The 26,421-nt window shown below is 55.9% G+C and carries 22 protein-coding genes and 1 riboswitch; of the genes, 7 read left to right on the forward strand and 15 right to left on the reverse strand.

Annotated elements, in window-relative coordinates; genetic code table 11:
• Positions 1–76 precede the first annotated feature (76 nt).
• A complete protein-coding gene (locus tag TH25_RS00140) occupies positions 77–979 on the reverse strand; it encodes an SDR family oxidoreductase (protein WP_114086418.1) in 903 nt (300 codons plus the stop codon).
• A 280-nt stretch (positions 980–1,259) separates the two neighbouring features.
• Between TH25_RS00140 and TH25_RS00145 the strand changes: the two genes are divergently transcribed.
• Positions 1,260–2,135, forward strand: a complete 876-nt coding sequence (locus TH25_RS00145; RefSeq protein ID WP_114086419.1) for a tetratricopeptide repeat protein — start codon at positions 1,260–1,262, stop codon at positions 2,133–2,135.
• Positions 2,136–2,246: 111 nt separating this feature from the next.
• Positions 2,247–3,284, forward strand: coding sequence for a substrate-binding domain-containing protein (locus TH25_RS00150; RefSeq protein ID WP_114086420.1), 1,038 nt, complete (start codon positions 2,247–2,249; stop codon positions 3,282–3,284).
• Between the two features lie 108 nt (positions 3,285–3,392).
• On the opposite strand, the gene TH25_RS00155 is transcribed toward TH25_RS00150, so the two are convergent.
• The 9 genes from TH25_RS00155 to cobU form a co-directional block, all read right to left on the reverse strand.
• Positions 3,393–4,205 (reverse strand): class I SAM-dependent methyltransferase, encoded by an 813-nt coding sequence (locus TH25_RS00155; protein WP_114086421.1) that lies wholly within the window; start codon positions 4,203–4,205, stop codon positions 3,393–3,395.
• Positions 4,202–4,876 carry a glutathione S-transferase family protein gene (locus TH25_RS00160; protein ID WP_114086422.1) on the reverse strand — a complete coding sequence of 225 codons (675 nt, stop codon included), beginning with the start codon at positions 4,874–4,876 and terminating at the stop codon, positions 4,202–4,204. The genes TH25_RS00155 and TH25_RS00160 overlap by 4 nt, the downstream gene beginning before the upstream one ends.
• Positions 4,877–5,062: 186 nt before the next feature.
• Positions 5,063–6,679, reverse strand: coding sequence for a cobyric acid synthase (locus TH25_RS00165; protein WP_258548958.1), 1,617 nt, complete (start codon positions 6,677–6,679; stop codon positions 5,063–5,065).
• Positions 6,680–6,725: 46 nt separating this feature from the next.
• Complete coding sequence (gene cobO, locus TH25_RS00170) at positions 6,726–7,370, reverse strand: cob(I)yrinic acid a,c-diamide adenosyltransferase (protein WP_114086423.1); 645 nt, start codon at positions 7,368–7,370, stop codon at positions 6,726–6,728.
• A 416-nt stretch (positions 7,371–7,786) separates the two neighbouring features.
• Positions 7,787–8,467, reverse strand: coding sequence for a hypothetical protein (locus tag TH25_RS00175; RefSeq protein WP_101265539.1), 681 nt, complete (start codon positions 8,465–8,467; stop codon positions 7,787–7,789).
• A gap of 467 nt (positions 8,468–8,934) precedes the next feature.
• Positions 8,935–9,783 (reverse strand): endo alpha-1,4 polygalactosaminidase, encoded by an 849-nt coding sequence (locus tag TH25_RS00180; protein WP_258548959.1) that lies wholly within the window; start codon positions 9,781–9,783, stop codon positions 8,935–8,937.
• Positions 9,749–13,582, reverse strand: coding sequence for a cobaltochelatase subunit CobN (cobN, locus tag TH25_RS00185; protein WP_114086424.1), 3,834 nt, complete (start codon positions 13,580–13,582; stop codon positions 9,749–9,751). The genes TH25_RS00180 and cobN overlap by 35 nt, the downstream gene beginning before the upstream one ends.
• 143 nt (positions 13,583–13,725) lie before the next feature.
• Positions 13,726–14,766 carry a cobalamin biosynthesis protein CobW gene (cobW, locus tag TH25_RS00190; RefSeq protein ID WP_114086425.1) on the reverse strand — a complete coding sequence of 347 codons (1,041 nt, stop codon included), beginning with the start codon at positions 14,764–14,766 and terminating at the stop codon, positions 13,726–13,728.
• Positions 14,767–14,812: 46 nt separating this feature from the next.
• The gene (gene cobU / locus TH25_RS00195) at positions 14,813–15,340 is read right to left on the reverse strand and encodes a bifunctional adenosylcobinamide kinase/adenosylcobinamide-phosphate guanylyltransferase (protein WP_114086426.1); all 528 of its coding nucleotides are present in this window, start codon (positions 15,338–15,340) and stop codon (positions 14,813–14,815) included.
• Between the two features lie 61 nt (positions 15,341–15,401).
• Positions 15,402–15,605: riboswitch (cobalamin riboswitch) on the reverse strand.
• 456 nt (positions 15,606–16,061) lie between these two features.
• On the opposite strand from cobU, the gene TH25_RS00200 reads away from it, so the two are divergent.
• The gene (locus TH25_RS00200) at positions 16,062–16,733 is read left to right on the forward strand and encodes a hypothetical protein (protein ID WP_114086427.1); all 672 of its coding nucleotides are present in this window, start codon (positions 16,062–16,064) and stop codon (positions 16,731–16,733) included.
• Between the two features lie 63 nt (positions 16,734–16,796).
• Here TH25_RS00200 and TH25_RS00205 read toward each other — a convergent pair whose 3' ends face one another.
• Entirely contained in the window at positions 16,797–17,477 is a 681-nt protein-coding gene (locus tag TH25_RS00205; RefSeq protein WP_181847304.1) for a histidine phosphatase family protein, read from the reverse strand.
• A complete protein-coding gene (gene cobS, locus TH25_RS00210; RefSeq protein ID WP_258548960.1) occupies positions 17,474–18,382 on the reverse strand; it encodes an adenosylcobinamide-GDP ribazoletransferase in 909 nt (302 codons plus the stop codon). Before cobS ends, TH25_RS00205 begins: the two co-directional genes overlap by 4 nt.
• Before the next feature lie 116 nt (positions 18,383–18,498).
• On the opposite strand from cobS, the gene cobT reads away from it, so the two are divergent.
• Positions 18,499–19,533, forward strand: a complete 1,035-nt coding sequence (gene cobT / locus TH25_RS00215) for a nicotinate-nucleotide--dimethylbenzimidazole phosphoribosyltransferase (RefSeq protein ID WP_114086430.1) — start codon at positions 18,499–18,501, stop codon at positions 19,531–19,533.
• Positions 19,534–19,658: 125 nt separating this feature from the next.
• Here cobT and TH25_RS00220 read toward each other — a convergent pair whose 3' ends face one another.
• Positions 19,659–20,894, reverse strand: a complete 1,236-nt coding sequence (locus TH25_RS00220; RefSeq protein WP_114086431.1) for a hypothetical protein — start codon at positions 20,892–20,894, stop codon at positions 19,659–19,661.
• A gap of 354 nt (positions 20,895–21,248) precedes the next feature.
• Between TH25_RS00220 and TH25_RS00225 the strand changes: the two genes are divergently transcribed.
• Together TH25_RS00225 and rfaE1 are read left to right on the forward strand one after the other, a co-directional pair.
• Entirely contained in the window at positions 21,249–21,830 is a 582-nt protein-coding gene (locus tag TH25_RS00225) for a D-sedoheptulose 7-phosphate isomerase (protein WP_114086432.1), read from the forward strand.
• A gap of 61 nt (positions 21,831–21,891) precedes the next feature.
• Positions 21,892–23,364 (forward strand): D-glycero-beta-D-manno-heptose-7-phosphate kinase, encoded by a 1,473-nt coding sequence (gene rfaE1 / locus TH25_RS00230; RefSeq protein WP_114086433.1) that lies wholly within the window; start codon positions 21,892–21,894, stop codon positions 23,362–23,364.
• A gap of 21 nt (positions 23,365–23,385) precedes the next feature.
• Here the strand turns inward: rfaE1 and TH25_RS00235 are convergent, their stop codons facing one another.
• A complete protein-coding gene (locus tag TH25_RS00235; RefSeq protein ID WP_114086434.1) occupies positions 23,386–24,024 on the reverse strand; it encodes a nucleotidyltransferase family protein in 639 nt (212 codons plus the stop codon).
• A 25-nt stretch (positions 24,025–24,049) separates the two neighbouring features.
• On the reverse strand, positions 24,050–25,066 hold the full coding sequence (cbiB, locus tag TH25_RS00240) for an adenosylcobinamide-phosphate synthase CbiB (RefSeq protein ID WP_114086435.1): 1,017 nt from the start codon (positions 25,064–25,066) through the stop codon (positions 24,050–24,052).
• A gap of 263 nt (positions 25,067–25,329) precedes the next feature.
• On the opposite strand from cbiB, the gene TH25_RS00245 reads away from it, so the two are divergent.
• Positions 25,330–26,421 carry a sirohydrochlorin chelatase gene (locus TH25_RS00245; RefSeq protein WP_114086436.1) on the forward strand — a complete coding sequence of 364 codons (1,092 nt, stop codon included), beginning with the start codon at positions 25,330–25,332 and terminating at the stop codon, positions 26,419–26,421.

Consider the following 26,421-nt stretch of genomic DNA (forward strand, 5'->3'; position numbering starts at 1 on the left):
GATTGCGCGGTTCCCTTTGATACATCTGTTAAAGGGTTATATACGACGCAAAAGCCCCGTCAACAATGTGGTTTTGTCAATTTTCGCCGGTAATGCCTTTGCTTTTACGCAAAATATCATCCAAAAGCGTCTGCAACCCGGCCTGATAATCGCGGTAACACAGCTCGACACCCAGTTCACGCTTGATCTTGCTGTTATCCACCCGTTTGTTATCCTCATAAAAACTGGCCGCCATCGGGCTTAGGGTGGCGGTTTCAAAGGGTTCCTCCACCGGCGGGTCAAGGCCCAAAAGACCACAGGCATAGGCGATCACGTCCTGGGGCGGGGCGGCATCATCATCACATACATTATAGGCCGCACCGGCATGGGGCCGGGCGATGGCGGCCAAAACCGTGCGGGCAATATCCTCGACATGGATGCGTGAAAAAACCTGCCCTTCCTTGACAATCCGGCGCGCCCGACCCGACCGCACGGTTTCCAGCGCATTGCGCCCCGGCCCGTAAATACCGGCCAGACGAAAGGACTGCACACACAAATCATGACGCTGGCCCAAATCAAACCATGCCTTTTCCGCTGCCACCCGGCGACGCCCGCGCTTGCCAGAGGGCAAAAGGTCGTCATCTTCATCCACCACACCGCCATTGCGGTCGCCATAAACTCCGGTTGTGGATAAATAGCCAATCCAGGTTTGTGCCGGTAATGCGGCCAGATCGGCCCGGTGATGGGCCAAAACCGGGTCGCCATACCCGCCCGGCGGGGTTGATACCAGCACATGTGTTACCCCCTGCAGGGCCTTGGCAATATTTGCCACAGGCATGTCATTATCAAACTGATACGGGGTAATGCCTTCGGCCCGAAGAGCGTCGAACTTGTCGGGGCTGCGGGTGGTTCCGGCAATGTCCCAGCCCTCGGCCCTTAATTTTCGCGCCACCAGACGGGCGCTAAAGCCGGTACCAAAACAGAAAAGCGTGTTGGGCATATGAAATTCAGCCTTGTTGCGTGCGGCGGGGTCAAATTTGATGTCGCACAGTAGGGTTTTTCCACGGTGATTTGAAGGAGACTCTTTTTAAACCGGCAAAGTCATCGCGGCATCGGGCCTTCATGGCACGGCTTTAAAATCAAAATATTTGGCAAAAGTCAGCTGCCGGGGGAACACAATCATCATGTTGCCGTTTTCATTCCGTGGGATGCTGGCAAATCGGCTATCATCAACAGGCTGATTTATGCCCCCAACTGCCACGAACCATAATGAGGATTCCATGCCCGGACGTATCGTTTCATCTTTTTCCGGCCTGCGCCGACTGTCCCTGCTTACAGCCGTGAGTGCCGGAATGATCGGGGCCTTTACCGGAAGCCTTGTTCTCGCCCCCGGTGTGGCGCAGGCGCAAAACCAGTCCGATGTCATTCCGCAAACCGATGCCGCCCACGAATATGCCGCATGCCTCAAACTGGCACGCCTCAAACCAAAGGATGGCTATGACAGTGCCAGCCAGTGGGCCCAAATGGGCGGTGGTGAACCGGCCGAACATTGCGCAGCCGTCGCCCTGATCGGGCTTGGCAACTATACCGAGGCGGCGACCAAACTTGATGACATGGCCGATAACAGCAAATCCAGCCCCGATATTGTCGCCGGTTTTCTGGCCCAGGCCGCACAGGCCTGGACGATGGTCAATAACCTGCAATTTGCCTGGCGCGACCAGACCCGCGCCCTGAAACTGGTCGATAAAGACCCCAGCCTGTGGGTAGACCGGGCCGTTACCCTGGGCATGGCCGGACAATATTGGGAAGCGATTGACGATTTGAACAAGGCGCTGGACCTTGACCCCAAAAATGTCGATGCCCTGGTTTATCGCGGCAGTGCGTGGCGGGCGCTTAAAACCTATGACCTTGCCCGGGCAGATATTGACCGCGCCCTTGAATTGCAGCCCAACCATTTGCAGGCCCATCTTGAAAGCGGCAACCTTTACCGCATTGCTGGCAACAACAAAGCCGCCCGCAAGGACTGGCTGGCCGTGATTGAACTGGGCGATGGCACACCGGCGGCCAAGGCCGCACGCGACAATATCGAAAAAATGGATGTAGATTCAGAAAACGGTAACGACAAGAAGATGGAAGAAAGCCCCAAGAAGAACTAAGGTGCCTTCCGGTTGAGAGGCCAGCCCCGTCCCTTCGCGATTTTGGGGCTGGCATTTCACTCACCCGGAAACATCCGGTTTGATGATTTTATGACTGCATCGGGGGATAGGATGCGCCGTTCTTTTTGTTCTGCTGTAATTGCCCTGGCGATCGGGGCGGCGTTTGGAAGTCATGCCGCTCAGGCGCGTGATCAGATTCGCATTGTCGGGTCATCGACACTTTATCCCCTGACCGCCAGGGTGGCCGAATATTACGGCAAAACCACCGGAAAACCGGCCCCGGTTGTGGAAAGCACCGGGTCGGGCGGCGGTTTCAAGCTGTTTTGTGGCGGCATTGGCGAAACATTTCCCGATATTGTTGATGCCTCCCGCCCGATTACCGGCAGCGAACGCGCCGTCTGTGCCGCCAATTCCGTGCGCAATATTTCCGAAATCCGCATTGGATATGATGGCATTGTCCTGATCGGCTCGCGCGAGGCACCTGCGATGAAACTCAGCCCGCGTCAGCTTTATCTCGCCCTTGCCCGCACCGTGCCGGTTCAAGGGGCGAGTGTGCCCAACCCCTATCAAAAATGGTCAGATATCGACCCCAACCTGCCCGACCTTGCCATTCGCGTCTATGGCCCGCCGCCCACATCGGGCACCCGCGACCTTTTGGGTCAGCTTTTGATGGATCGTGGCTGTCGTACCTTTGCCGATATTGCGGCAATGGAAAGTGCCGAGCCCGACAGCTTCCGTCTGTTATGCCGCACCATGCGCGAAGACGGCGCCTATATCGAGGCCGGTGAAAACGACCGGCTTTTGATCAGCAAGCTGGAAAAAGACCCGACATCTTATGCGATCATGGGTTTTAACAACCTGGAACGGAACGCAAATACCCTGCAGGGTATTCCCATTGGTGGTGTGACACCAACATATGAAACCATCCTTGATGGCAGCTATCCGGGCTCCCGCCCGCTGTTTTTGTATGTCAAGGATGACCACCGCCAGCTTGTGCCTGAACTGGCATCCTTTGTTGCCACCTATGTTTCCGATGACATGATCGGCGAGGACGGACTTCTGGTGGATAATGGCCTGGTGCCACTGCCCGATCGCGAACGCAAGGATGCCCTGGCCGACGCGCAGAAGTTTCTGCCGGCCAAACCCTGATCAGCGGATTGTTCAATCCGTTATGACCGCACGAGCAAACAGGCCCTGCATTCTCATGACAGGGCCTGTTTTACGATCAGACAGACATCAAGCACCGATAAACCGGCCTTACGCCGGGCGCTGCGCCACCCAAACCTGATTGGCCGCGTAACGCGGGGGTTCCTGCCTGAATCCTGAATATTCCGAAATCGAAATAAAACCGCATAATTCCAGCATCAGGGCCATTTCTGCCCGATGCACCCAGCGCATCGAATGCCAGTTATCCTCCCGATGGCGCACCGTACCATCGGGCGCAATTTCCTCGAACCGCCAATGTTCGCAAAATTGCTGGGTTAGGGGGGTGTTGGTACGTTCCATCGCCGTGATGCGCAAGCGGCTATCCGTCGCGCCCATACCTGCAGGCATGGGAAATAACGGCAATTGCACAATTTCCGCATCTCCTTCGGGCAGGCAATAGCGCAAATCAGGATCGATCAAATCAAACACCAGCCTTCCGCCGGGTTTTAAATGGGCAAAGGCCCGCGACAGGGCCGCACGCTGCCCGCTTGCCGTGGTGACTTCCTGTAATCCGCGAAAGGGAATAATCACCAGGGCAAATGATCGGCCCAGGTCAAAATCGCACATATCGGCCTGATGCCAGGTTACATCGGGGTAGTTACGGCGGGCCTGGGCCAGCATCGCCGCGGAAAGATCAAGCCCCTCCACCGCAATGCCCTGGCGGGCAATATCACCGGCAATCCGCCCGGTACCGCAGCCCAGCTCCAGCACCGGCCCGCCGGTTTCAAGCGCCCAGTCGCGGTAAAATGGCAGCGGATCATCAAACAGTTTGCGGTCCAGTTCGGCCCGCAAATCGTAACTGGCAACATTCAGCCCGCCTTCAGGGTAAAACCCGTTATCGTCAGGCTGGACCGGGGATGTCATTCAAAATCCAGGTCGGCATAATGCGATGCAGGCGGAAACACCGCCTGTTTATCGGCCAGAATATCGCGCATCGACGGGCGGCTTTTGATGCGCATATACCATTCCTTGGCCGCTTCATGGCGCGACCATTTAATGTCGCCCATATAATCGATTACCGAAATTTGCGCAGCAGCGGCAATGTCGGCCATTGTCATATGGTCCCCCGCCAGCCATTTACGCCGTTCAAACAGCCAGCCCAAATAATCCAGATGATGGCCGATATTGACGCGACCGGCGCGCAGGCAACCGGTATCCGGGGTTGATCCGGGCGCAAAAAAACGCTTGAGGAACTTTTCCCCCAGCAGGTTTTCCGTGACTTCCTGATTGAACTTGCCATCAAACCACGCCACCAGACGCCGGATCTCCGCACGCTCGACCGGGGTTTTTCCCATCAGCGGTTCGTCGTTATACACTTCATCAAGATATTCACAAATCACGGTCGAGTCTGAAATGATGGTGCCATCTTCTTCCTGCAAAACAGGCACCATACCCGCCGGATTCATGCGCAGGAATTCTTCACGCCGTTCCCATACCGGCTCAGCAACCAGTTGAAAATCCAGTTTCTTTTCCGCAAGAACCAGACGGACCTTGCGCGAGAACGGAGACAGCCAGAAATGATATAATTGACGCATGGTCAGACAGTTACCGATCAGGACTAAAAAGGTGACAATTCACGGTGTTTGACCCGGTTTGGGACCGTTTTGCAATAGTTTTAAAAAACATGTCGCGGGGGGGAATGTAAAGCCATCGCTGGCCCGAACACCCATGCCGTTTAAACATGCCCGCGCATTATGCCGTTAAAACGTTAACAAAACGAATTAAATCATCGGATTATTGCGTGTTTTTGCCAGTTCCCATAAAGCATCAAGATCCAGGCATTGCTCCAGATGATACGCCAAGCCATCCAGTATTGTCTCAATCCCGGCTTCAAAGGCGACATTCTGGTCCCATGTCCCCTGCCCGCCAATCGCGGCCAGATAAGCCCGGCGGAAATCATCGCTGGCAAACAGGCCATGCAAATAGCATCCCATCACCCGGCCCTGCCCGCCAATCGCCCCATCCGCTTCGTCATTGCCGGGTATGGCAACCCAGCCCGCCTTGCGGTCCGGCCCGGTGGTGTGCCCCATATGAATTTCATAACCCGTCAGGGCCGTACCATCCGCTACCGGACACAGGGCATGGCCCACCACCCGCGCCTGGCTTTGGCGCAGGGTTTTGCGCCCTTCCATCACGGTTTGCACATCGAGCAGGCCCAGGCCCGCCTCTTCACCCGGTTCGCCCTCAACCCCGTCCGGGTCGCAAATGCGCGTGCCCAGCATTTGATACCCGCCGCAAATCCCCATCACATGGCCGCCATTGCGCCAATGGGCAATAATATCGCTATCCCACCCTTGCGCCTTTAAAAACCGCAAATCCGCCAGCGTCGATTTACTGCCAGGCAACACCACCAAATCACAGCCCGCCGGTATGACCTCGCCGGGCTTAACCAGCATCAAATCAATGCCCGGTTCGGCCAGCAGGGGGTCAAGGTCATCAAAATTGGCAATCTGCGGATAATGCGGCACCGCCACGCGAAGCAGGGGTTGCGCTGTTAATCCTTCCCGCTTGCTTCCCCCAACATCGCCCGTATCCCCGGCATTCCTGCCCGTTACCGGGCGACGCAGGGATTTACGGTAACGTTCCGCCTGGCCCAATGCCACGCCATCTTCGGGCGGCAGCTTTGCCGCATCCGGCCAAAACGTTGCGATACCAAAACTTTTAAGGCCGGTATGATCCTCGATAATCTCCAACGCCGATTCAAACAGCGATACATCACCGCGAAACTTGTTGATCACATAGCCCTTCAGCCACTGCCGGTCGCTTTCAGACAGCAGGTTATGTGTCCCCACGATCGAGGCAATCACCCCGCCCCGGTCAATATCACCCACCAGCACAACCGGCATTTGGGTGGCTTCGGCAAAGCCCATATTGGCAATGTCGGCGGCGCGCAAATTCACTTCTGCCGGTGACCCCGCCCCTTCGACGATAACAAGGTCGGCATCGGCCGCAATGATATCAAAACTTTCAATCACGCGCGGCAGAAGGTCGCGTTTCAGGCGGTAATAATCGCGCGCTTTGGCACTGGTCAGGACCTGGCCCTGCACCACCACCTGCGCACCAATTTCACTTTGCGGCTTTAACAGAACCGGGTTCATATGCACCGTGGTTTCCACCCCGGCGGCCCGCGCCTGCAAGGCCTGCGCCCGGCCAATTTCGCCGCCATCGGCCGTGACGGCGGCGTTATTGGACATATTTTGCGGTTTAAACGGGCGCACCCGCAGGCCACGGCGGGCAAATGCCCGGCACAGGCCCGCCACCAGAAGCGATTTTCCCACATCCGACCCGGTGCCCTGCAACATCAGGGCCGGGGTGCTATTGCCCGCCGGTCCATTCATTATAAAACCGAAACTTTCCTTGCCTGTCGGGCCTTACACCCGAAAATCAAAATTCAACGCCGATCTGCGCCTTGATCCCCTGCTCACGGAACGGGTGCTTCACCAGCGTCATTTCCGTCACCAGATCGGCCGCTTCAATCAGTTTATCAGGCGCATTGCGGCCGGTAATCACCACATGCTGATCGGGCAGCTTTTCCACTAGCGCTGCCAGCACATCATCAAGCGGCAAAAAATCATAGCGCAAAACGATGTTCAGCTCGTCGAGAATAACCATCGAAAAGGACGGATCGCGCATCATTTCGCAGGCTTTTTCCCAGGCCTGACGGGCCAGGGCAATATCCTGGGCGCGATTTTGTGTTTCCCAGGTGAAGCCTGCCCCCATCGCGTGGAAATCGCACAGGTCGGGAAATTTCGCCAGTAATTTGGCCTCGCCGGTTTCCCAGCCACCCTTGATAAACTGGACCACGCCCACCTTCATATCATGGCCAACACAGCGCATCGCCATGCCAAAGGCCGAGGATGATTTGCCTTTGCCCTTGCCGGTATGAACAATAACCAGACCTTTTTTGTCGATCTTTGCCGCCATCATTTTGTCGCGCGCCGCCTTGATTTTCTTCATTTTTTCATCATGGCGGGCATTTTGCGCATCAAGTTCGCTGGTCGTGGCCGGGCTTTCGGTCTGATCGGTCATTGGTTTCCCATCCTTGCTAAGCTTCGGGCTTTAGTGCCGCATTGAAGGGTGCCAAACTCGGCCAAAGCCCGGTGACAATCAAGAAGGATTGTCAATTTTCAGGGCCGATGCCGGCAATAATTTCAGCACCATGTCTCTGCCCGTATCCACACTATCCCCCGTCCCCACCAAAATAAAAATGGTGCGCCACACCATATGGCACACCATTTTTCAAATCCGGTTTCATGGCCTTTAAGGCCAAGCCTGCGCAAAGACCGACGGTTGCCTAAAACACCCATCAAAACCTTTGGCCTGTCACAGTACCGGGAGGATGAACCATGACAGGTTACCAAAAGGCCAGCAAACGCGCGTCGCCGTACCCATCACCGTAAACCCAATGCAAAAGCCCCGGTGCGAAACACCCAACCCGGCATGGCCTAGCGCGAGGCAACACCAAGGTCGGAAACCACCAGATCAGCCCATTTGGCGGGTTCACGCATGTCGGTATTGGCCAGTTCGGGGCGGCGCATGCGGGCCTTGTTAAACAGTTGCAACCGATCACCCGGCGACATTTGCCGCAACCGAACCAGCGCCTTTGCCATCACTGCATTTGGCGTATTGGCAGGCATGGAAAAGCTGTGTTCAACCAGTTCAAGCCGCCGTTCGGCCCAGTTGCGGCTGGCAACCACATCATCGATCAATGCCCGCAGGTCGCGCACCACGGGGAATGTTTTTTGCCGGATATGGGCCAGCGATACTGTCGCCTGCCAGACGGGTGTTTCCACCCCCTGCAAATAGCGCCAGTAAATCCGCTCGCGGGATTTGATATGCTGGTTATCAGGAAGGGGAAAATGGCGGCCCAGCTCGTTCAGGCCATCGCGGAACTGTTTCTGGCTGACCGGTTCGTGGCATTTGCCAAAATGTTCACGCAAGGCCAGCACCGCCCCAATCGCACCGCGTGCCGGACGCATGGTGCCCTTGCCGTGCAAATCATCGCGCAGCCATTGGGGCACATCCTGCCCGGTTAAAAGGAAATCGATAATATCCGCATGTCCGCCATGTGCGGGGGGCGGTGTTTGCGCATAATGGGGCAAACGAACCTGTTTCAAAGTCTCCATCGCGGCCTCCTGCCTTGGGCCTGGCGCATTTTAACCGGCTGTGTTCGCCGCTGCGTCCTGGCCCCTAATGGGGTGACTCTTCGCCCAACCATGGGTTAATAAACTATTAACGCATAAATCACCCATTTCGGAAACGTTAAAGTTTACCGAAAGGTTCCGAAAAACCACTTTTTGTGATCAGCACTCCACCCGCCACAACATAAAGTATTTCAGGATTGTTTCTAAATCGATCCGATTTGGCAGCCCCGATGCCCATTATTGCGCTGTGGTTGACATGGGGCCTGCAAAGACAGGCAAATGACCTGCCCATACGTGTCTTTCACGCTGGAGAATGCAGGGCAACGCCATCCCCTGCCGACCGATGCATGGGAAGCTAGCGGCACAAGGCAGCAGGCAGGCCACGTATTCTCAAAAAACGCAGCCGCGCCCCTCTCCCGTCTCACATGGCGTCATCAGGTGTGGAGGTTTTACCGGCAGTTCTCGATATGGCCCGACAGGTCATAATCGGCCAGAACACCAATAAATCCCTGCTGGCTGATATCGGCGCACATCTTTTTCAGGCTGGCCCCATCTTCGCGATATTCCACGGCAAAGACAGGTTTGTTCTGGTTTCGATATGGGCTGAAATCTTCGAGAAAGCCGTCGCGCCAGGCGGATTCCAGCAGGGCGAAATCCATCTCATCCACCAGATCACCAACCAGGTCAGGGGCGTTTTTCTGGCCAATGGAAAGGCCGCGCTGATGGGCCTGTTCGGTTAACCAGCGCAAATAGGCAAGCTGGTCATCGCGCGAAATATCAAACCCGGTTTCATTGTCATAACCATCAATATTATCAGGCTCGACCGCCAGAAAACCCTTGCTGGCGCACAGATCCAGCCTTGCTTCGATGATCTGGTTAAAGGCCCAATACTGGCTGATATCCAGCCAGCGTTCCCCATCCCAGCCATCATAGGCCGCACCAATCACGTCTTCGGGGAAATCCGAAGCATCATCGCGCCAGTCTTCAAACGCCCCGACATTGACATAACAAACCGGGTAAAGCCCCTGTTTGCGCCATTTTGCAACCTGGCTTGCCGGGGTATCAAACAGGTCGCTATCAACCACCCGGCTGCCTTTGGCCGGGGTCACATCCCCCTGCAACTGCCAGTAAAAGGCCCCATTGGGCACGGCCTGCCATGTGCCAGCGGCGTTTTTTTCACCGGCCTGTGAAGGGGTAACATTCAGACACAGCAGCATCACGGCCCCGGCCATAATACCCTTGCGCATCAACAGCTTCATACCATTATCGACCAATTGGGTCATGTGAACTGCGCGCATTGATATTCTCCATCAAGTCTGCCGTAACACTGTTGCGCCGTGGTTGCCACAGGCCACGGTCAATCGCCTCGGCCAGGCGGTCGCGAATGTCCTTCAGGGCATCGGGGTTATGGTCGGCAATAAAATCGCGCACCGTGTCATCGCCCAGATAGGCATCATAAACCAGATCAAAATGATGGTCGGCAACACAGCGCGCTGTCGCGGCAAAGGCAAACAGGTAATCCACCGTTGCCGCCATTTCAAACGCACCCTTATAGCCATGCCGCATCACACCGCTAATCCATTTGGGGTTCACCACACGGGCCCGCACCACACGGGCGATTTCTTCGTTCAGGGTGCGGATTTTCGGGCTTTCGGGGCGGGAATGGTCGTTATGATATATCACCGGCTGCTGGCCTGAAAGATGCCTTACCGCCGATGTCATTCCGCCCTCGAACTGATAATAGTCATCGGAATCGAGCAGGTCATGTTCGCGGTTATCCTGGTTATGGACAATCGCATCCACCGCACCCAACCGCGTTTCAAAAACCCGGCGCGCCTGTGTGCCGCTGGCCCCATTGCCATAGGCATAACTGCCCCAGGCAAGGTAGGCATTGGCAAGGTCGGCTTCATCTTCCCACAGTTTTTCATCAATCATGGCCTGCAACCCGGCCCCATAAGCCCCAGGTTTGGAACCAAACACCCGAAAGGCCGCCATTTCACCGGCCTGTTCGGCTGCCATGCCATCGGCACACAAGCGCTCGGTTTCATCACGCACCCGCGCCGCAATCGGGTTCATGTCGGCCGGTTCATCTTCCAGCGCGGCCACCGCACGCACGGCACTGTCAAACAAATCAATCAGGCCGGGGAAGGCATCGCGGAAGAAGCCGGAAATGCGCAGGGTAATATCAATGCGCGGCCGACCCAACAGCGACAGAGGCAAAACCTCAAACCCCGTCACCCGGCGTGAGGCAGAATCCCATGTTGGCTTAACCCCCATCAGGGCCATTGCCTGGGCAATATCATCGCCGCCGGTGCGCATATTACTGGTTCCCCAGACCGAAAGACCCAGGGCCGACGGCCATTCGCCATGTTCCTGCACATGGCGTTCCAGCAGCAATTCCGCCGATTTCCAGCCAAGATGCCAGGCCGCCGGTGTGGGCACGGTGCGGGTATCGACCGAATAAAAATTACGTCCGGTGGGTAATACATCGGGCCGCCCCCGGGTTGGTGCACCCGATGGCCCCGGTTCAACAAACTGCCCGGCAAGGCCGCGTAAAATGCCAGCAAGCTCGGCCGTACCACATTGCGTTATCGTCGGGCGCAGGGACGTTTCGATATCGCAAAGAACATCCTGTGTATGCTGCCAGCTTTCACCCGCCTGCTTTTCACCCGCTACCAGGTCATAGGCCAGCACTTCTAGGCGTTCCACCGTGTCGCCCAATGTGCGCCAGGGGCCACATTGCCCGTCATAGGCGCAAAGAACGGCAGGCTTTGGCCCGTACCAAGCATCGCCCATGATGCAATCCAGCGGATCAAACGCCATCTCGCCGGTTAGTTCCGGCATCAGGTCGCGCACCAGCGCACGCTGCAGGGAGGCGGTTTTGCCGCGATCAACCCCACGGGGCAACCGCGCCAGTGCTATCAAAAGGTCGGTCAACAGGCGGCCTTCGGGGGCCTCGCCAAAAATATGCAAACCATCGCGGATCTGAAGTTCCTTCAGCTCGCACAGATAGTTATCAAGTTTCGCCAGTGCGCTTTCTTCATCTTCGCCGGTTTCAATACCACAATCGCGGTCCAGCCCAATGCGCACCGCCAGTTCCAGAATATCGCGTTTCAGCAGGGCCAAACGGCGCGGGTCAACGGCGGCGGCATCGTAATATTCATCAACCAGGGCCTCCATATCCTTTAGCGGGCCATAGCTTTCGGCACGGGTTAAGGGGGGCGTCAGATGGTCGATAATCACGGCCTGCGCCCGGCGTTTGGCCTGCGTACCTTCGCCGGGATCATTGACGATAAAGGGGTAAAGATGCGGGGTGGGGCCAAAAACCGCTTCGGGAAAGCAGGCATCGGACAAAGCAAGCGATTTGCCGGGCAGCCATTCCATATTGCCATGCTTGCCAAAATGGATAATCGCATGGGCATCAAAGCTGTGACGCAGCCAGATATAAAAGGCGAAATAATTGTGCGGCGGCACCAGATCGGGCGAATGATAGCTTTCAAGCGGATCAATATTATAGCCGCGCGCGGGCTGCAAACCGACCACCACATTGCCCATCGGCACAATCGACAGGGCAAAGCCGCCTTTATCGGTACGATAAAACGGGTCACTTTCCGGCGTGCCCCAGCGATCGCTTACCTGATCACGAATGGCCACGGGCAGGGCGTCAAAGGCCGCCTTATAATCCGCCAGTGGCAGGGTGATGCGAATATCGCGCTGATCAAGGGTACCAAAATCATTGGTCGGGCCGGATTTGACCTGATCAATCAGGGCATCGCCATTTGCGGGCAGGCTGGCAATGTCATAGCCCGCCGCCTGCATGGCCTTTAGCGTGGTGATCATGCCTGCCGGGGTATCAAGGCCAACACCATTGCCCAAACGCGCATCGCGATTGGGATAGTTCGCCATCACCATCGCCACCCGTTTTTGCGGGGCCGGGGTTTGGCGCAGACGCACCCAGTTTGCCGCCAGTTGCGCAACAAAATCCACCCGGTTCGGCACCGGGATATATTTGACCAGATCAATCTCGGTCAGCACATCCCGCCCGGCGGAACCCTTAAAGGATATCGCACGCGAAAAGATGCGGCCATCGACCTCGGGCAGGGCGACATTCATGGCGATATCACGCGCGGCCAACCCGTTTACGCCATCGTGCCAGGCGCTTTCACTCCCGCCTGACAATACCACCTGCATCACCGGGGCATCCACGGCATCAAACGGGCTTTCGCCGCGCAGGGCACCGGGCACAGCCAGGGCAAAGCCGGTGGTATTTAAAATCAAATCACATTGTGTTTCCGCCAGCCAGTCTGCCACCAGGGCAGCGGCCACCGGGTCCTTCAGGCTGGAAACAAAAACGGGCAGGGCGTTAAGGCCGGACCGTGCCAGCGACGTAATCACGGCATCAATCACATCCAGATTACCCGCCTGGATCAGCGCGCGGTAAAAAACCACCGCCACCACCGGCTTGCCAGCCTGCCAAACACCGGCAAGGTCGGGCAGGGCCGCATTGCTTTTACCCGACCAGTAAAGCCCGGCCTTGACCAGCGGGGCAGGCGGTTGCCAATGCCATTGGATGCCGGGATCAGCATTATCCGGTTCCGCATCGATGTATTCATAAACATATCGCAACAAATTTTCGGCATTGCCCGGCCCGCCTTCAACCAGATAGCGCCAAACCTGTTGCCATGCCTGGCCTTTCACAGTCGAAAGCGACAGCAATTCGGCATCGGGCTGGTCATCGCCGGGCAGCAGCAGCAGCGGAATATCGCGTTCGCGCGCCAGTGCGACGAATTGTTCAATGCCATATTCCCAATAGCCGCGCCCGCCCAGCACCCGCACAATGATGAAACGGGCATGGGACACCACATCATCGATATAAAGATCGACCGACATGTTATGCCCAAGCTGCAACAGGCTGGCGAGGCGCAGCGACGGCACCTTGCCGGGAAATTCGGCATTCAGGTGCCCCTGTGCCGTTGCCAGACAGGCCAGTTCGGATTCCGCTGCCGAGAGAATAACAACATCACCGGGGCTTTGGCCCAAATCAACGGCCTCGCTGCCATCGGTGATCATTCCCGGCTGTGCGGCAAGTAAGTGCATGAATTCGGCCTGTCTGCAAAGGGATGGGCATTAAATTATCTGGCCCAAAAACAGCGGCAGCGCATGATCACTGCCGCAATTTTCGGGCACAAAGGCAGCATGCCTGAAGCATTAAGGCTGCTGCCTTGCAGGGTTTAAGCGGATCAGGCCGCCAGAATGGCGCTGGTAATTGCCTGCTGGTCCATATCATGCAGGCCAATCACCACCAGACGCGACTGGCGGGTTTCGTTTTCCTGCCACGGGCGGTCAAAATAGCGCTGGAAACGTTCACCAACACCCTGCACCACATGGCGCATCGGCTTGCCCGGCACATGGACAAACCCCTTGATGCGCAAAACGTCAAATTCCCGCACCACATTGATCAGGCGCTTTTCAAGGGCGGCAGGGTCCGTGACATCATCAAGCGTGACAACAAAGCTTTCAAAATCGTCGTGGTCATGCTCATGGCCGTCATCATGATGGGACGGGCGGCTATCAAGGTCATCCTCGGCGGCGGCCCCCAGACCGAGCAGCACGGCATTTTCAATGCGCGCATGTTCGGTCGCAATGATTTTGACCGACGGGCGTTTCAGCTCCGCCCGTATATCGGCCTCGACCCTGCTTTTTTCATCGCTGGTCAGAAGGTCGGTTTTGTTTAAAACCACCATATCGGCGCAATGAAGCTGTTCTTCAAACAGTTCTTCAAGCGGGCTTTCGTGATCCAGGTTTTCATCGGCCTCGCGCAGGGCCTGCACTGCATCATGGTCATGGGCAAACAGGCCATCACGCAGGGCGGCAGCATCAAGCACGGCAACAACGCCATCGACCGTCACACGCGAACGGATTTCCGGCCAGTTAAAGGCCTTTACCAGCGGTTTGGGCAGGGCAAGGCCAGAAGTTTCGATAACGATATGATCAGGCGGAGTATCGCGATCCAGCAGCTTTTGCATGGTCGGTACAAAGTCATCGGCCACGGTGCAACAGATGCAGCCATTGGCAAGTTCCAGAACATCTTCTTCGGCACAGCCTTCAATGCCGCAGCCATTGATGACTTCCATATCCACGCCAACATCACCAAATTCATTGATAATCAGGGCGATACGCTTGCCACCGGCATTTTCCAGCATATTGCGGATCATGGTGGTTTTACCGGCCCCCAAAAAGCCGGTAATCACGGTTGCGGGAATTTTACCCAAATGCGCCATTATCTTTAAATCCTTGAAAAACCGGGTATCACATACCGGATTGAAATTACTTAACACTCATTGGAATGCCCACAACCACCAGCGTCACCTGACGCGAAAGTGCGGCAATGCGCTGATGCAGGCGCCCGGCATGGTCGCGAAAGGCCCGCGCCATTGCGTTTTCCGGCACAATACCAAAGCCAACCTCGTTTGAGACCAGCAAAACCGGCAAAGCCAGCCGGGGCAAAAGCGCACAAAGGCGCTCGATCTCGGCCTCGATATCATGCTCGCCGATCATAAGGTTGGTCAGCCACAGGGTCAGGCAATCAACCAGAACCGGACCTTCGCTTTGCTGATCAAGGCGTTCAAGCACACCGCACAAATCATGCGGTTCCTCGATCGTGGCCCAAAGCGGGCCGCGGCGCTGTTTATGATGGGCAATACGATCGGCCATTTCATCGTCCCAGGCGCGTCCGGTGGCAATATAGGTGCCCCCGCCTGCGGCAATGACCATATCCTCGGCAAATTTGCTTTTGCCGGAACGCGCCCCCCCCAATATCAGGTGAACGCCATTTTCAATAACCTTTGGGGCCATCGCCCGTTCCTTGCGCTATGGTCTCCACCCGAGACCCGGTTGCAATTGATGCAGTCCCAAAAGACCCACATCACCACTGGCAGGTTTCCTGGCTTCGGGCATGTCGGTCATTTCCCTTCCCAAAGGGGGGTGTCCCATCCTTCAGTGGGTGGCAGGCTGTCTGCCACAAATGACCCATCCCGTTACAGTTGCGGGGGCAGCACCGGTTTTGCACCGGTTTCCCGTTTCCAGTCGGCGACGCGACACTAGCGTAAAACAGTCCCGATTAGAAGGCCCCGCGTCGCCCTCGCCGTTCCCCCATTGCGGGAACAGGCCAAAATTCGCGGCCGCAAGAGTTGTTTCTACCATTAATTTCAGCATCTTGGGTCTTTTGTTGAAAGAACTGGAAATCTGCCTGGCCGTCTTGGCAAAGGCCGCTCTTCATCCAGCGTTAAAATGCCGAAGCTCCGCAGTTTTCAAGGCATCAAACGGCAGCGAAACCATATCCATCAACCTTAAGCAAAGGAGCAAAGACGTAAAGAGTAAGGCCTACCTAGACGAAAGGTCAGTATTTGTAAGAATTGATATGTTGAGAAGACCCACTCTTTCGGGAAACATGGGGACAACAAGAACAAACGGAATGCCAGTGCCGATATTGTAACACCGGGAAAACCCGGGGATCCAAGACACGAGCAATTCGCGCCAACCCTCATTCCATACAAAACCAGAACTGTTTGTCCCAATGGCTATAGAACATTACGTCAACAAGATTCGCACCCGCGAAGATGTCATATGGCAAACCACATCACGTCGTGACATGTGGACCAAGCTGCTTGACCGGCTTCAGATGGATGCCCCCCATTTTTTCCGTTTTCTGGAACAGTATGCAGAAGGCGATGACCTCATTTTGCGGCGACGGCAGGTACGCGCCCTGTATCAGGCTGATGCCGAAATGGGGATGGTTGCCGCCATCATGTGGGCGCATGCACGCGGCATTCGCGTCAATGCGTTATCGCTTCTGGTGCGCGATCTGCCTGCCCTGGTCAAACTGTTTGACCGGGACAGTTTCGATGACAAATCGCTCACGCATTTGCTGGGTCAGCCGGGCATTTCCATTCCGACGGCCAGCAAAATGCTCTCGGCCTGTGGCAAGCAGTTTGACAATATCCCCGCCGCCATTCTTGATGATACCATTTCGGTTGCCATCGAAAGCTCGGAATTTGCCAAAAACTTCCCCCACACCAACACGTTACGTGGCAAGGCCCGCAGCCGTCCGCTCGATTATTACAAAGCCTATCTGGACGATCTCAATGCGCTTGCCATCCGGCATGGCATTTCCCACGACACGCTGGATCACTTTTTTGCCGAATTCTCAAGCTACGACGAACCGGTCGTCAGCAGAAAATCCGCCTAACTCCTGTCCAACTCCTGGCTGGCAGATCCCCTGTCTCAAAGACGGTACGTCAATATAACTCTTTTAATTCTGGTTAAAGCGCAGATTAACCCCGCCAATCCGCCAACCGGGATTTTCAGGCGCGTCCAGATAATCAATGCGCGTCAGTCCCAAAGGCGCAATATCAAAGGCCAGTGCCGCAGTGGGTGCCAGCCCCAAAACATGTGCCAAAATGGCCCGAATGGGGCCACCATGCAAAACCGCCACAATATCCTGTCCGGCATGGACCTGATTTAACAGGTTAAATGCCGTCACAACCCTGTCAGCCAGTTGGCAAAAACTTTCGCCGCCCGGCGGCACGGCATTGGCATAATCATCCCAGAACAAACGGGCCTTACCGGCAGGAATGTCGGACCATAACTGTCCTTCCCAGTCGCCAAAATCCTGTTCCGCAAATTCCGGCATCTTCCTGATTGCGGTTTCATCACGGTCCTTAGCAGGCGCATCCCGCCCGCGCACAACAGTGTCAGCTTCGTTACCTGCAACAGGACGCTGGTCCTGCAATTGACGAACGGTTTCAACACTGCGCACAAGCGGGCTGGCAATATAAACCGGGTTTTTTGGCAGGGTTTCTGCCAACCGCGTCAATGCCGGTTTGTCCTCAAACACAGCAGGCAGGTCGGTTCGGCCATAAATCACGCTGCCCGGATTATCAACCGGCGCATGGCGCACAAGCCACCAGCGTGTGACGGCAAAAAGGCTCATGCCAGCCCCCCGTGCAAAACGGATAATAACGCGATCGCAACAAAAATCTCTGTCACGATCTGACAACATCCCAGCACATCCCCGCTATGTCCGCCAATTTGCCAGCGGGCCAACAAACCCACCACAAAACAGGCCAGAACCATTGCCAGCACGGACGCCAGCATCATCACCGGCCCGGCCAAAAGCAGGGTAAGAAGAATACATAACAGGGCTGCCACCAAAAACGGCACAACAGCCGGACGACCGGCCCCACGCCCCAAACCGTCTTCGCGGGCCGGGGACAAAAACAGCATGATAACCGGCATGGACAGACGCGAAAACAGTGCCACAACCAGCAGCAGCATCATGAAAACGCCGCTCTCAATGGCCTGTTGGAGCACAAAAAACCGCGCGGCAAAGGCAATAACCAAGGCGACAACGCCATAACTGCCTATCCTGCTGTCGCGCATGATGGCAAGTTTGCGCTCTCGCGTCACGCCGCCACCAAATCCATCCGCGCAATCGGCCAGGCCATCCTCGTGCAGCGCCCCGGTCAACCCGACCAGGGCCATCAGGGCAAAAACCGCCGCCAGACCGGTATTGCCGGTCAGCCCCAAAACCGCCTGGGCGGGAAGAACCGCCATCCCGGCCAGCAGGATTCCCACCAGCGGCCAGCACCAGACCGACCGGGCGATCAGGCCCGACTGAAATTCAAGCCGGGCAGGCCAGGGAATGCGCGACAGCAACATCAGGGCACGACCGAAATCCGCCACAAGGCGCTCCATATTGGTCAGGTCTGCCGCGCGCGCATCCTCAACGGATTCCGGGGCCTTTCGGGCGTCTGACGCATCGGCATCCTGCACTGTTCCGGCAGGATCAATCTGGTCAGAATGCGGGCGGGAAGAAAAAGGCTGATCTGATGACACCGGCATTTTCCGATTTTCAAACTGGCAATTTGACTGGGGGAAGACTAATCATGGTGCGCAACAATGCCAAGCACCATTACCCAGCCCAGGTGTTTCCTGTCCCCCGGAGACTTTTGATGTTCGATCCCAAACACCCGCCGCAAAACCTTGATGACATCCGCGCCCTGATGGCAGAGCTGCCAAAAGCCGATGAAACCGCCCGTGAAGCCGTCATCGCCCGGGAACCGCACCTCACCAAGCCAGAAGGATCGCTGGGACGGCTCGAGGAAATCAGCCTGTGGCTGGCGGAATGGCAGGGGAACCCCCGCCCCCGCGCCAGTCGCCCGCGTGTGACCATTTTTGCTGGCAGTCACGGAGTGTGCGATCAGGGGGTTTCCGCCTTTCCGGCCAGTGTGAACCAGCAAATGGTGGAAAATTTCATCAATGGCGGGGCGGCCATTAACCAGATTTGCAAGGCAGTCGATGCCGAATTGCGGGTGATGGAAGTCGCCCTTGAAATTCCCACCAATGATTTCAGCCGCGAAGCCGCCATGCTCGATGAAGACTGCGCCGAAGCAATGGCCTTTGGCATGAGCGCGGTTGAAACCGGGCTGGATGTTTTTGTCCCCGGTGAAATGGGCATTGGCAACACCACCGCGGCAGCGGCCATTTCGCATGCGCTGTTTGGTGGCACACCCGAGGACTGGACGGGCCGGGGAACCGGCATTGATGACAGCACCCTTGCCCTTAAAACCCGGGTGGTCGGCGATGCGGTGATTTTACATCGCAACCAGATGCGCGACGGGCTGGACGTGCTGCGTTGCGTTGGCGGGCGTGAAATTGCCGCAATGGCCGGTGCCATTCTGGCAGCCCGCCTGCAACGCGTGCCTGTTGTGCTCGATGGCTATGTTTCCTGTGCTGCTGCGGCCATCCTGCATCATATCCGCCACGATGCGCTGGATCATTGCCTGGTCGGGCATCTCTCCTCGGAACCGGGACATCGTAATCTGGTTGAAAAACTGGGTAAAAAACCGCTGCTGGATTTCAATATGCGCCTTGGCGAAGGGTCGGGCGCGGCCCTGACACTGCCCCTTCTGCGCGCGGCTGCCGCCTGTCATAACGATATGGCAACGTTTGAGACAGCCCATGTCAGCAAACGCGAAGAAGACTGATTAAGCAACGGGCCCGAAACCCGACACCCTTTGCCGATTCAGATACACAAACACCGCCTGATCCTTTCGGGCGGTGTTTGTATTTCGGGTGAGAGTCCCACATTATGTGTCAGGAAATTGGACCGTTACTTTTTTGCCCGGGCATATTCATTCAGCAAATGTTCAACATAACGGCCCTGGAACATGGTGATATTGACGGAATGGCCAAAATCAATCGCGCTCTGGTCATCACACCGGCACATGATCACCCGTGTATCGCCTGCCACCTTGATCGCCTCGCGAATTTCATCCACCTTTTCATCGGGCAGATCTTTCATCTCGGGCGACCACATCATCTTGATCGTATCAAGGCCCAGTTTGTTGCGATTGATGTAAGGCAGGGATAAATGACTGATGCCATCAATACTGATGCGATAACCGCGATCCCGGCAAAAATCACGGGCGAAGAAAAACTGCCCCAGATCGGCAAAAATATCGATCTTTTGCAGTTCCAGCACAATTGTCCCGCGCTGGCCCGCCTTGACATTGCTGTCAAAGGTTAAAAATTCCGGCGACAGCAGGGTGGAAACATTCAGATTGATGCTGACTGACCCCGAAACACTGGTATCGTTGGTGCGTGACAGCAAAGCCAGCATCCGGCGGTCAAGAATTTCCGTCAAATGCTGAAACAGCCAGCGATTGGACGTCACATTGATGTCAGGCAGCAGGGTGTGCTGCAAATCGCGGATCGAAATGAACAATTCGTGGAAAACCGGGGTTGGTTGGGCCCCGCCCACCACGGCACAAATCGCCTGGCGGCGCATCAAATTCGACAAATCGGCACGGCGCAGGGCCTCATCGATCCGGCCCAGAATTTTCGGCGTTAAAGGCGCACCATCCTCGTTTGAGTCCGGCGCATCATTATGACGCCTGGCCGCCTGGCTAACAGTCTTTTCCCGCGTGGCGTTACTGCGCACAAGACGCTGGGTTAAATGCAGAAAATCCTTATATTGCTTATCGACATCAAAAAAATCGGTAAAGCTGGCCGGCGCACCATCGGAATCCACCCCGTCCGCCAGCAGCGGGTCATCGTTAAACAGGAATTTCAACCGAAAAAGGGCCGCGTTGACTTCATCAACGTATTTTTGTTCAAAAATAAAAATAATATCCTGATTGGTCAGAACAAACAAACGCCCCACCACCATGGGCACCAGTTCCTCGAACGCGGTCAGGCAGGTGCGAATATGATGTTCCCGGCGATTGTAGCTCTGCAATTTGGAAATATGCACATGCACGGCACCCACACCCTGTCGCCGACGTTCCAGACGCCGGACATAATCAACCAGAAACGCCTCGGGAGAGGGGAGTGAATTATCAGACATATGAACCCGGTTGTTTGTGCATTTGATCCGAAAATACGGAATCCGAAACAGTATAAATCCTTATCGTTAACAGCATATGTATCCAACCCCGCAAAATTGTCGAATAGTTTCTTAATCTCGTCGACAATCCCGACATAGCCACAAAGACAGGTCGTCTCACCGGAAAGGATCTATTTGCATCAAGGCCGGCTTGCGGCCTGATAAGCAATAGCCACAATGAAACCAAAGTGCTAGTTTCGCCGCGATCATGATCTTTTTGCCCTGAGAGGTGTAAAATCGGATCACACCCGGACAAGACCGGGACCTGGTCTTACCCAATGGCTGCCACCTGCAATTTCAAGATACGAGCCGGAAATGGACATAAACACATTCTTTGATGCCGAGTTTGACGAGCATTTCGACCTGGTCAACAAAACGCGCGAAGCAACACGCGACCCGTTTATCAAGCTGGTTGATCTGTGTGAAAATGCCCTGAATGCTGGCAACAAGCTGCTGTTTTTCGGCAATGGCGGATCGGCAGGGGATGCACAGCATATCGCAACCGAATTCACGGTCCGATATGTCCATAACCGTCGTGCCTTACCCGCCATTGCGCTAACCACCGACAGTTCGGCGCTAACCGCAATCGGCAATGATTTCGGCTTTGATCATTTGTTTGAACGCCAGGTAGAGGCACTTGGCAAACCGGGTGACGTCGCGATTGGCATTTCCACATCGGGCAACAGCAAAAATGTTAATCTGGCGCTTGAAAAAGCCCGTGAAATGGGCCTGATTGCCACCGGCTGGACCGGTCGTTCCGGCGGGGATATGGCCGCCCTGTGTGACCCTGTGATGATCGTTCCCAGCCAGACCACGGCCCGCATCCAGGAAATGCACATCATGCTGGGCCAAATGCTGGTCGGTATGCTGGAATACCGTTTGGGTCTTCGCGATTAAACAAGCCCAGTACGATACCAAATCCTGATTAAAGACGACAACCGATACCGGAAGTACCTTCATGACCGATCTAAGCCATCTTGCCCGTCTGGTTGAAGAGCTGGGAAATGCCAAAATCCTGTGTATTGGCGATGTTATGCTTGATCGGTTTGTCTATGGGTCGGTCACGCGCATATCCCCCGAAGCCCCCATTCCCGTTATTCGCGTACAGCGCGAAAGTGCGATGCTGGGCGGGGCAGGCAACGTGGTGCGCAATGCAACGGCACTGGGCGCCTCGGTCAAGTTTCTCTCGATGGTGGGCGATGATCTGCCCGGCCGCGAAGTCATGGAATATGTCGCCAGTGACGAACGGGTCGAACCCTATATCCAGATCGAACGCAACCGCCCCACCACGATTAAAACCCGCTTCATTGCTGGTGGACAGCAATTATTACGATCAGATAACGAAACCACATCCCCGCCTGCCGAAACCACCCTTGTCCATATTGGCGACCTGGCCGCGCAACTGACCCCGGATGTCAATGCCGTGGTCCTGTCCGATTACGGCAAGGGGCTGGTAAACAGCCACTTGATCCGCGCGACGATTGATGCCGCCCGGGCGGCAGGCAAAACCGTGATTGTTGACCCGAAGGGCAATGACTATAGCCGGTATCGCGGCGCAACCCTGGTCACTCCCAACCGGGCGGAGGCCGAAGCTGCCACCGGCATTGCCGTTAATAATGACGAGGATGCCATTCGCGCCGCCCGCCACATTATTGAAAATTGCGGCATTGAAAATGTCCTGCTGACCCGCAGCCAGGATGGCATGACGCTGGTTCCAGCCAGTGGCGACGCCATCCATCTGCCCACCGAAGCGCGCGAAGTTTATGACGTATCAGGCGCGGGCGATACCGTGGTTGCCTGCCTTGCCGCCAGCATCGCCGCCGGCAGCACCATTACCGATGCCGCCCGCATTGCCAATGTCGCAGCGGGCATTGTCGTGGGTAAAATCGGTACGGCGGTTGTGTATCCCGATGAGTTGATCACGCTTTTGCATCATCATGACCTGATGATTGGCGAAGCCAAGCTGATGAAGCTGGATCGCATGGTGGACCGTGTTGAACGCTGGCGGCGCAAGGGATACAAGGTCGGCTTTACCAATGGCTGTTTTGATCTGCTCCATCCCGGCCATATCAGCCTGTTACAACAGGCCCGTTCGCAATGCGACCGGCTGGTGATTGGTCTGAATTCCGATGCCTCGGTCAAACGGCTGAAGGGCGAAACCCGCCCGGTGCAGTCCGAGGCCGCCCGTGCCGCCGTTTTGGGGTCGCTGGAAACCGTTAGCGGTGTGGTGATCTTCGATGAAGATACCCCGATTGAGGTGATTTCCGCGCTGAAGCCCGATATTCTGGTCAAGGGTGCTGATTACACCATCGATACCGTGGTCGGGGCCGATATTGTCCAGGGATATGGCGGCAAAGTGTTTTTGGCCCAGTTGGCCGACGGTTTTTCCACCACCTCGACCATTGCCCGGATGAACAAAAAGCCCGACTGACAGATTTATTTCGATTTCAAATCAAAAATCGGAGGCGGGTTCCGGCCAGGGCTGGATACTCAGGTGCGGCCAGATTTTACGCCAGCGATCGGTTTTCTGGCGGTAAATGGCCGCCACGGGCAAAACCGGGTTGGGCACCACACGGCCCAAAAGCACTTTTTCCAGCCCGAACGGGGCATAAATTTCAAAATCCCCCGTCGGGTGCTGGCGCAATGCAATTGCCGTGGTCTGGTAGGCAAAGCGGTCAATACCATCGCTGGCACGGTAAACATCGCCATAGGCAAAACCGAATTTCGGTTCATACCAGATGGGCACCCGGGCCTGATTGCGCATCTCTACGCGTACCGGCACATCATCAAACAGGGCCGTTACCTGTTTGATCACGCGATCTTCAGCCTCAAATCCCGTATCGGGATCGAAATAAAACAGGTCGTAATCATCAATATGGGCTGTTGGGTCATAACCTGCCTGAATATTCCAGATGGTTTGCGCCAGACATCCGGCTGTTAACCACCAGTCATTCAGCCCGAAATGCGCCATTCGGTCTAAAATCACCTGAATATGGAGGTTTTTGCGCACCATCGACACAAATCTGCGCGCATCGCTGTCCGTCGCTGCATTTTCAGGGCTGATCGCAATGTCATATGAACCGGGTTTCATCGCAGGGGCATCCAACGCCTTTTGGTTAACGGTTCACGGCCATCCAGATCAGAACCGGCCACAGGCCATTTAAAAGACAGGACAGGACAAAAACCCGCAAAGCCGCCCGAATATCATCGGGTGTCGCATCGCGCCGACCATTGCCAATATACGGGTCCTGGACAATTTCACTGCCATAGCGGCGCGGCCCGGCCAGGGATAAATCCAGCCCGCCCGCCATTGCCGCCTCCTGCCACCCGGCATTGGGGGATTTGTGCTTGCGCGCATCGCGCCACATGGTGGCCCAGGCCCGCCGCCCGGCGGTAAAGCCCAGCGAAATTACCACTGCCAGGCACACCAGCCCACCCGCCAGCCGGGCGGGAATAAAATTGGCAACATCATCCAGCCTTGCGGCAAACCGCCCGAAATAAAGATAACGCCGATTACGATGGCCGATCATGGAATCCAGGGTATTGATCGCCTTATACAGGCACAGGCCAATTGGCCCGCCAACCGCAAACCAGAAAAGCGGGGCGACAACGCCGTCGGAAAAATTCTCCGAACAGCTTTCAATCGCCGCCCGGCTCACCCCGGCATGGTCCAGGCTGGCCGGGTCGCGCCCGACAATCATGGAAACCGCCTGTCGCCCGGCGGCCAGGCCATCCTGTTCCAGGCAATCGGCCACCACCTGCACATGTTGGTAAAGGCCCTTTTGGGCAATCAGCACACCCAGCAGGAAAATTTCGGCAACAATGCCGCTTGGCGCCCGAAGCGCCCAGAACTGAATGAAACCACCCACCGCACCGGCAACCAGCAAAACAGCCAGCACGGTTAAAACACCGCGCAACAGGCGATCGCCATCGCTGCGATCGACGCGGTTGAGGCGTTTTTCAAAAAAGGCAATCAGCCGTCCGATCCAGACCACCGGATGGGGAATGCGCGAAAACAGCCACGGCATATCGCCCGCAACCGCATCCAGGGCCAAACCCAGAATAATCACGGCAACGCCATAACCATAAATACCCGGTATCGGCAGCAAGAAATCGAAAATCACCTGTTCCATCGCCGCAAGATGCGGCGCTTCCGGGATTGCGTCAATATGACTTTATACATCACACCCTTTGCCGTTATCATAATTTTTCAATATTTTTCATAACTTAGCCACGATCCTGTAACAAACCTGCCCAATCAAAAGTACGATTCGCAAAGCTGCTGCTTGCAATCGGATGTTCAATCAGGGAAAACGTGGGGAACATCTGGCGGCACCATGTCCATCCGGGCAGGTTCAGACCGCATTGGCGAGAGAGAGAAAAAGGAGCAGCCTTTATGTCCCCCAAAGGTGCGATCATGATTTGCGGGCACGGTTCGCGTGACGACCGTGCGGTTTCACAGTTCAACAATATGGTTGAGCAAATGAAACAAACCCATTTCGCCGATTACGATGTTGAAAGCGGTTTTCTGGAATTTGCCCATCCCATTTTGCGCGATGGTTTTGAAAAACTGAAAGCCCGTGGTCACAAAAAAATCTACGCCCTGCCGGGCATGCTGTTTGCCGCGGGACATGTCAAAAATGACCTGCCCAGCGAGGTCAATAATTTTGACCATGAAAACCCCGATATTACGGTAAAATTTGGCCGCGACCTGGCAATTGACCCCAAATTGCTGCGTGCCAGTGCTGACCGTATCGAAGAAGCCCTGGCAACCGCCGATGACAGCATTGAACGCAAGGACACCCTGCTGATGGTGGTGGGGCGTGGCACCAACGACCCCGATGCCAATTCCAATGTTTATAAGGTTGCCCGCATGCTTCAGGAAGGCATGGGATTTGGCCGGGTGGAAGTCAGCTATTCCGGTGTGGCGCATCCGCGGGTCAATGCCGGTCTGCGCGAAGCCATGAAGCTGGGTTATAAACGGGTTGTCGTTTTCCCCTATTTCCTGTTTGTCGGCATTCTGATCGACCGGATTTACAGCCATACCGACGAAGTTGCGGCCGAATTCCCCGATGTCGAATTCATCAAGGCATCGTATCTGGCCGATCATCCGCTGGTGCTGGAAAGCTTTGCCGAACGCCTGGCCGAAATTGATACCGGCGACAACAACATGAACTGTCAGCTTTGCAAATATCGCGAACAGATCATTGGTTATGAAGGCGATGTTGCCACCCCGCAGGTCGGGCATCATCATCATGTGATGGGCATTGGTACCGATGGGCACGGTCATTCCCATGACCACGGACATGGTCATTCGCACGGGCATTCCCACGGTCACAGTCATGGGCATTCTCACGGCCACAGTCATAGTCATGATCATGGACATCATCACCACGATCACGGCCATGACCACGGGCATTCCCATTCACATGGTCACAGCCACGCCCACGATCATGATCACGGCACCACAGAAAAAACCGGCAAATAA

The sequence above is a fragment of the Thalassospira profundimaris genome (genome assembly GCF_003326755.1).
In the GTDB taxonomy this organism is placed as follows: domain Bacteria; phylum Pseudomonadota; class Alphaproteobacteria; order Rhodospirillales; family Thalassospiraceae; genus Thalassospira; species Thalassospira profundimaris_B.

What these genes read in the sequence shown, in the direction of transcription:
- TH25_RS00140 (WP_114086418.1), bottom strand. Translation starts at nt 979, where the DNA reads ATGCCCAACACGCTTTTCTGTTTTGGTACCGGCTTTAGCGCCCGTCTG.
- TH25_RS00145 (WP_114086419.1), top strand. Translation starts at nt 1,260, where the DNA reads ATGCCCGGACGTATCGTTTCATCTTTTTCCGGCCTGCGCCGACTGTCC.
- TH25_RS00150 (WP_114086420.1), top strand. Translation starts at nt 2,247, where the DNA reads ATGCGCCGTTCTTTTTGTTCTGCTGTAATTGCCCTGGCGATCGGGGCG.
- TH25_RS00155 (WP_114086421.1), bottom strand. Translation starts at nt 4,205, where the DNA reads ATGACATCCCCGGTCCAGCCTGACGATAACGGGTTTTACCCTGAAGGC.
- TH25_RS00160 (WP_114086422.1), bottom strand. Translation starts at nt 4,876, where the DNA reads ATGCGTCAATTATATCATTTCTGGCTGTCTCCGTTCTCGCGCAAGGTC.
- TH25_RS00165 (WP_258548958.1), bottom strand. Translation starts at nt 6,679, where the DNA reads ATGAATGGACCGGCGGGCAATAGCACCCCGGCCCTGATGTTGCAGGGC.
- cobO (WP_114086423.1), bottom strand. Translation starts at nt 7,370, where the DNA reads ATGACCGATCAGACCGAAAGCCCGGCCACGACCAGCGAACTTGATGCG.
- TH25_RS00175 (WP_101265539.1), bottom strand. Translation starts at nt 8,467, where the DNA reads ATGGAGACTTTGAAACAGGTTCGTTTGCCCCATTATGCGCAAACACCG.
- TH25_RS00180 (WP_258548959.1), bottom strand. Translation starts at nt 9,783, where the DNA reads ATGCGCGCAGTTCACATGACCCAATTGGTCGATAATGGTATGAAGCTG.
- cobN (WP_114086424.1), bottom strand. Translation starts at nt 13,582, where the DNA reads ATGCACTTACTTGCCGCACAGCCGGGAATGATCACCGATGGCAGCGAG.
- cobW (WP_114086425.1), bottom strand. Translation starts at nt 14,766, where the DNA reads ATGGCGCATTTGGGTAAAATTCCCGCAACCGTGATTACCGGCTTTTTG.
- cobU (WP_114086426.1), bottom strand. Translation starts at nt 15,340, where the DNA reads ATGGCCCCAAAGGTTATTGAAAATGGCGTTCACCTGATATTGGGGGGG.
- TH25_RS00200 (WP_114086427.1), top strand. Translation starts at nt 16,062, where the DNA reads ATGGCTATAGAACATTACGTCAACAAGATTCGCACCCGCGAAGATGTC.
- TH25_RS00205 (WP_181847304.1), bottom strand. Translation starts at nt 17,477, where the DNA reads ATGAGCCTTTTTGCCGTCACACGCTGGTGGCTTGTGCGCCATGCGCCG.
- cobT (WP_114086430.1), top strand. Translation starts at nt 18,499, where the DNA reads ATGTTCGATCCCAAACACCCGCCGCAAAACCTTGATGACATCCGCGCC.
- TH25_RS00220 (WP_114086431.1), bottom strand. Translation starts at nt 20,894, where the DNA reads ATGTCTGATAATTCACTCCCCTCTCCCGAGGCGTTTCTGGTTGATTAT.
- TH25_RS00225 (WP_114086432.1), top strand. Translation starts at nt 21,249, where the DNA reads ATGGACATAAACACATTCTTTGATGCCGAGTTTGACGAGCATTTCGAC.
- rfaE1 (WP_114086433.1), top strand. Translation starts at nt 21,892, where the DNA reads ATGACCGATCTAAGCCATCTTGCCCGTCTGGTTGAAGAGCTGGGAAAT.
- TH25_RS00235 (WP_114086434.1), bottom strand. Translation starts at nt 24,024, where the DNA reads ATGAAACCCGGTTCATATGACATTGCGATCAGCCCTGAAAATGCAGCG.
- cbiB (WP_114086435.1), bottom strand. Translation starts at nt 25,066, where the DNA reads ATGGAACAGGTGATTTTCGATTTCTTGCTGCCGATACCGGGTATTTAT.
- TH25_RS00245 (WP_114086436.1), top strand. Translation starts at nt 25,330, where the DNA reads ATGTCCCCCAAAGGTGCGATCATGATTTGCGGGCACGGTTCGCGTGAC.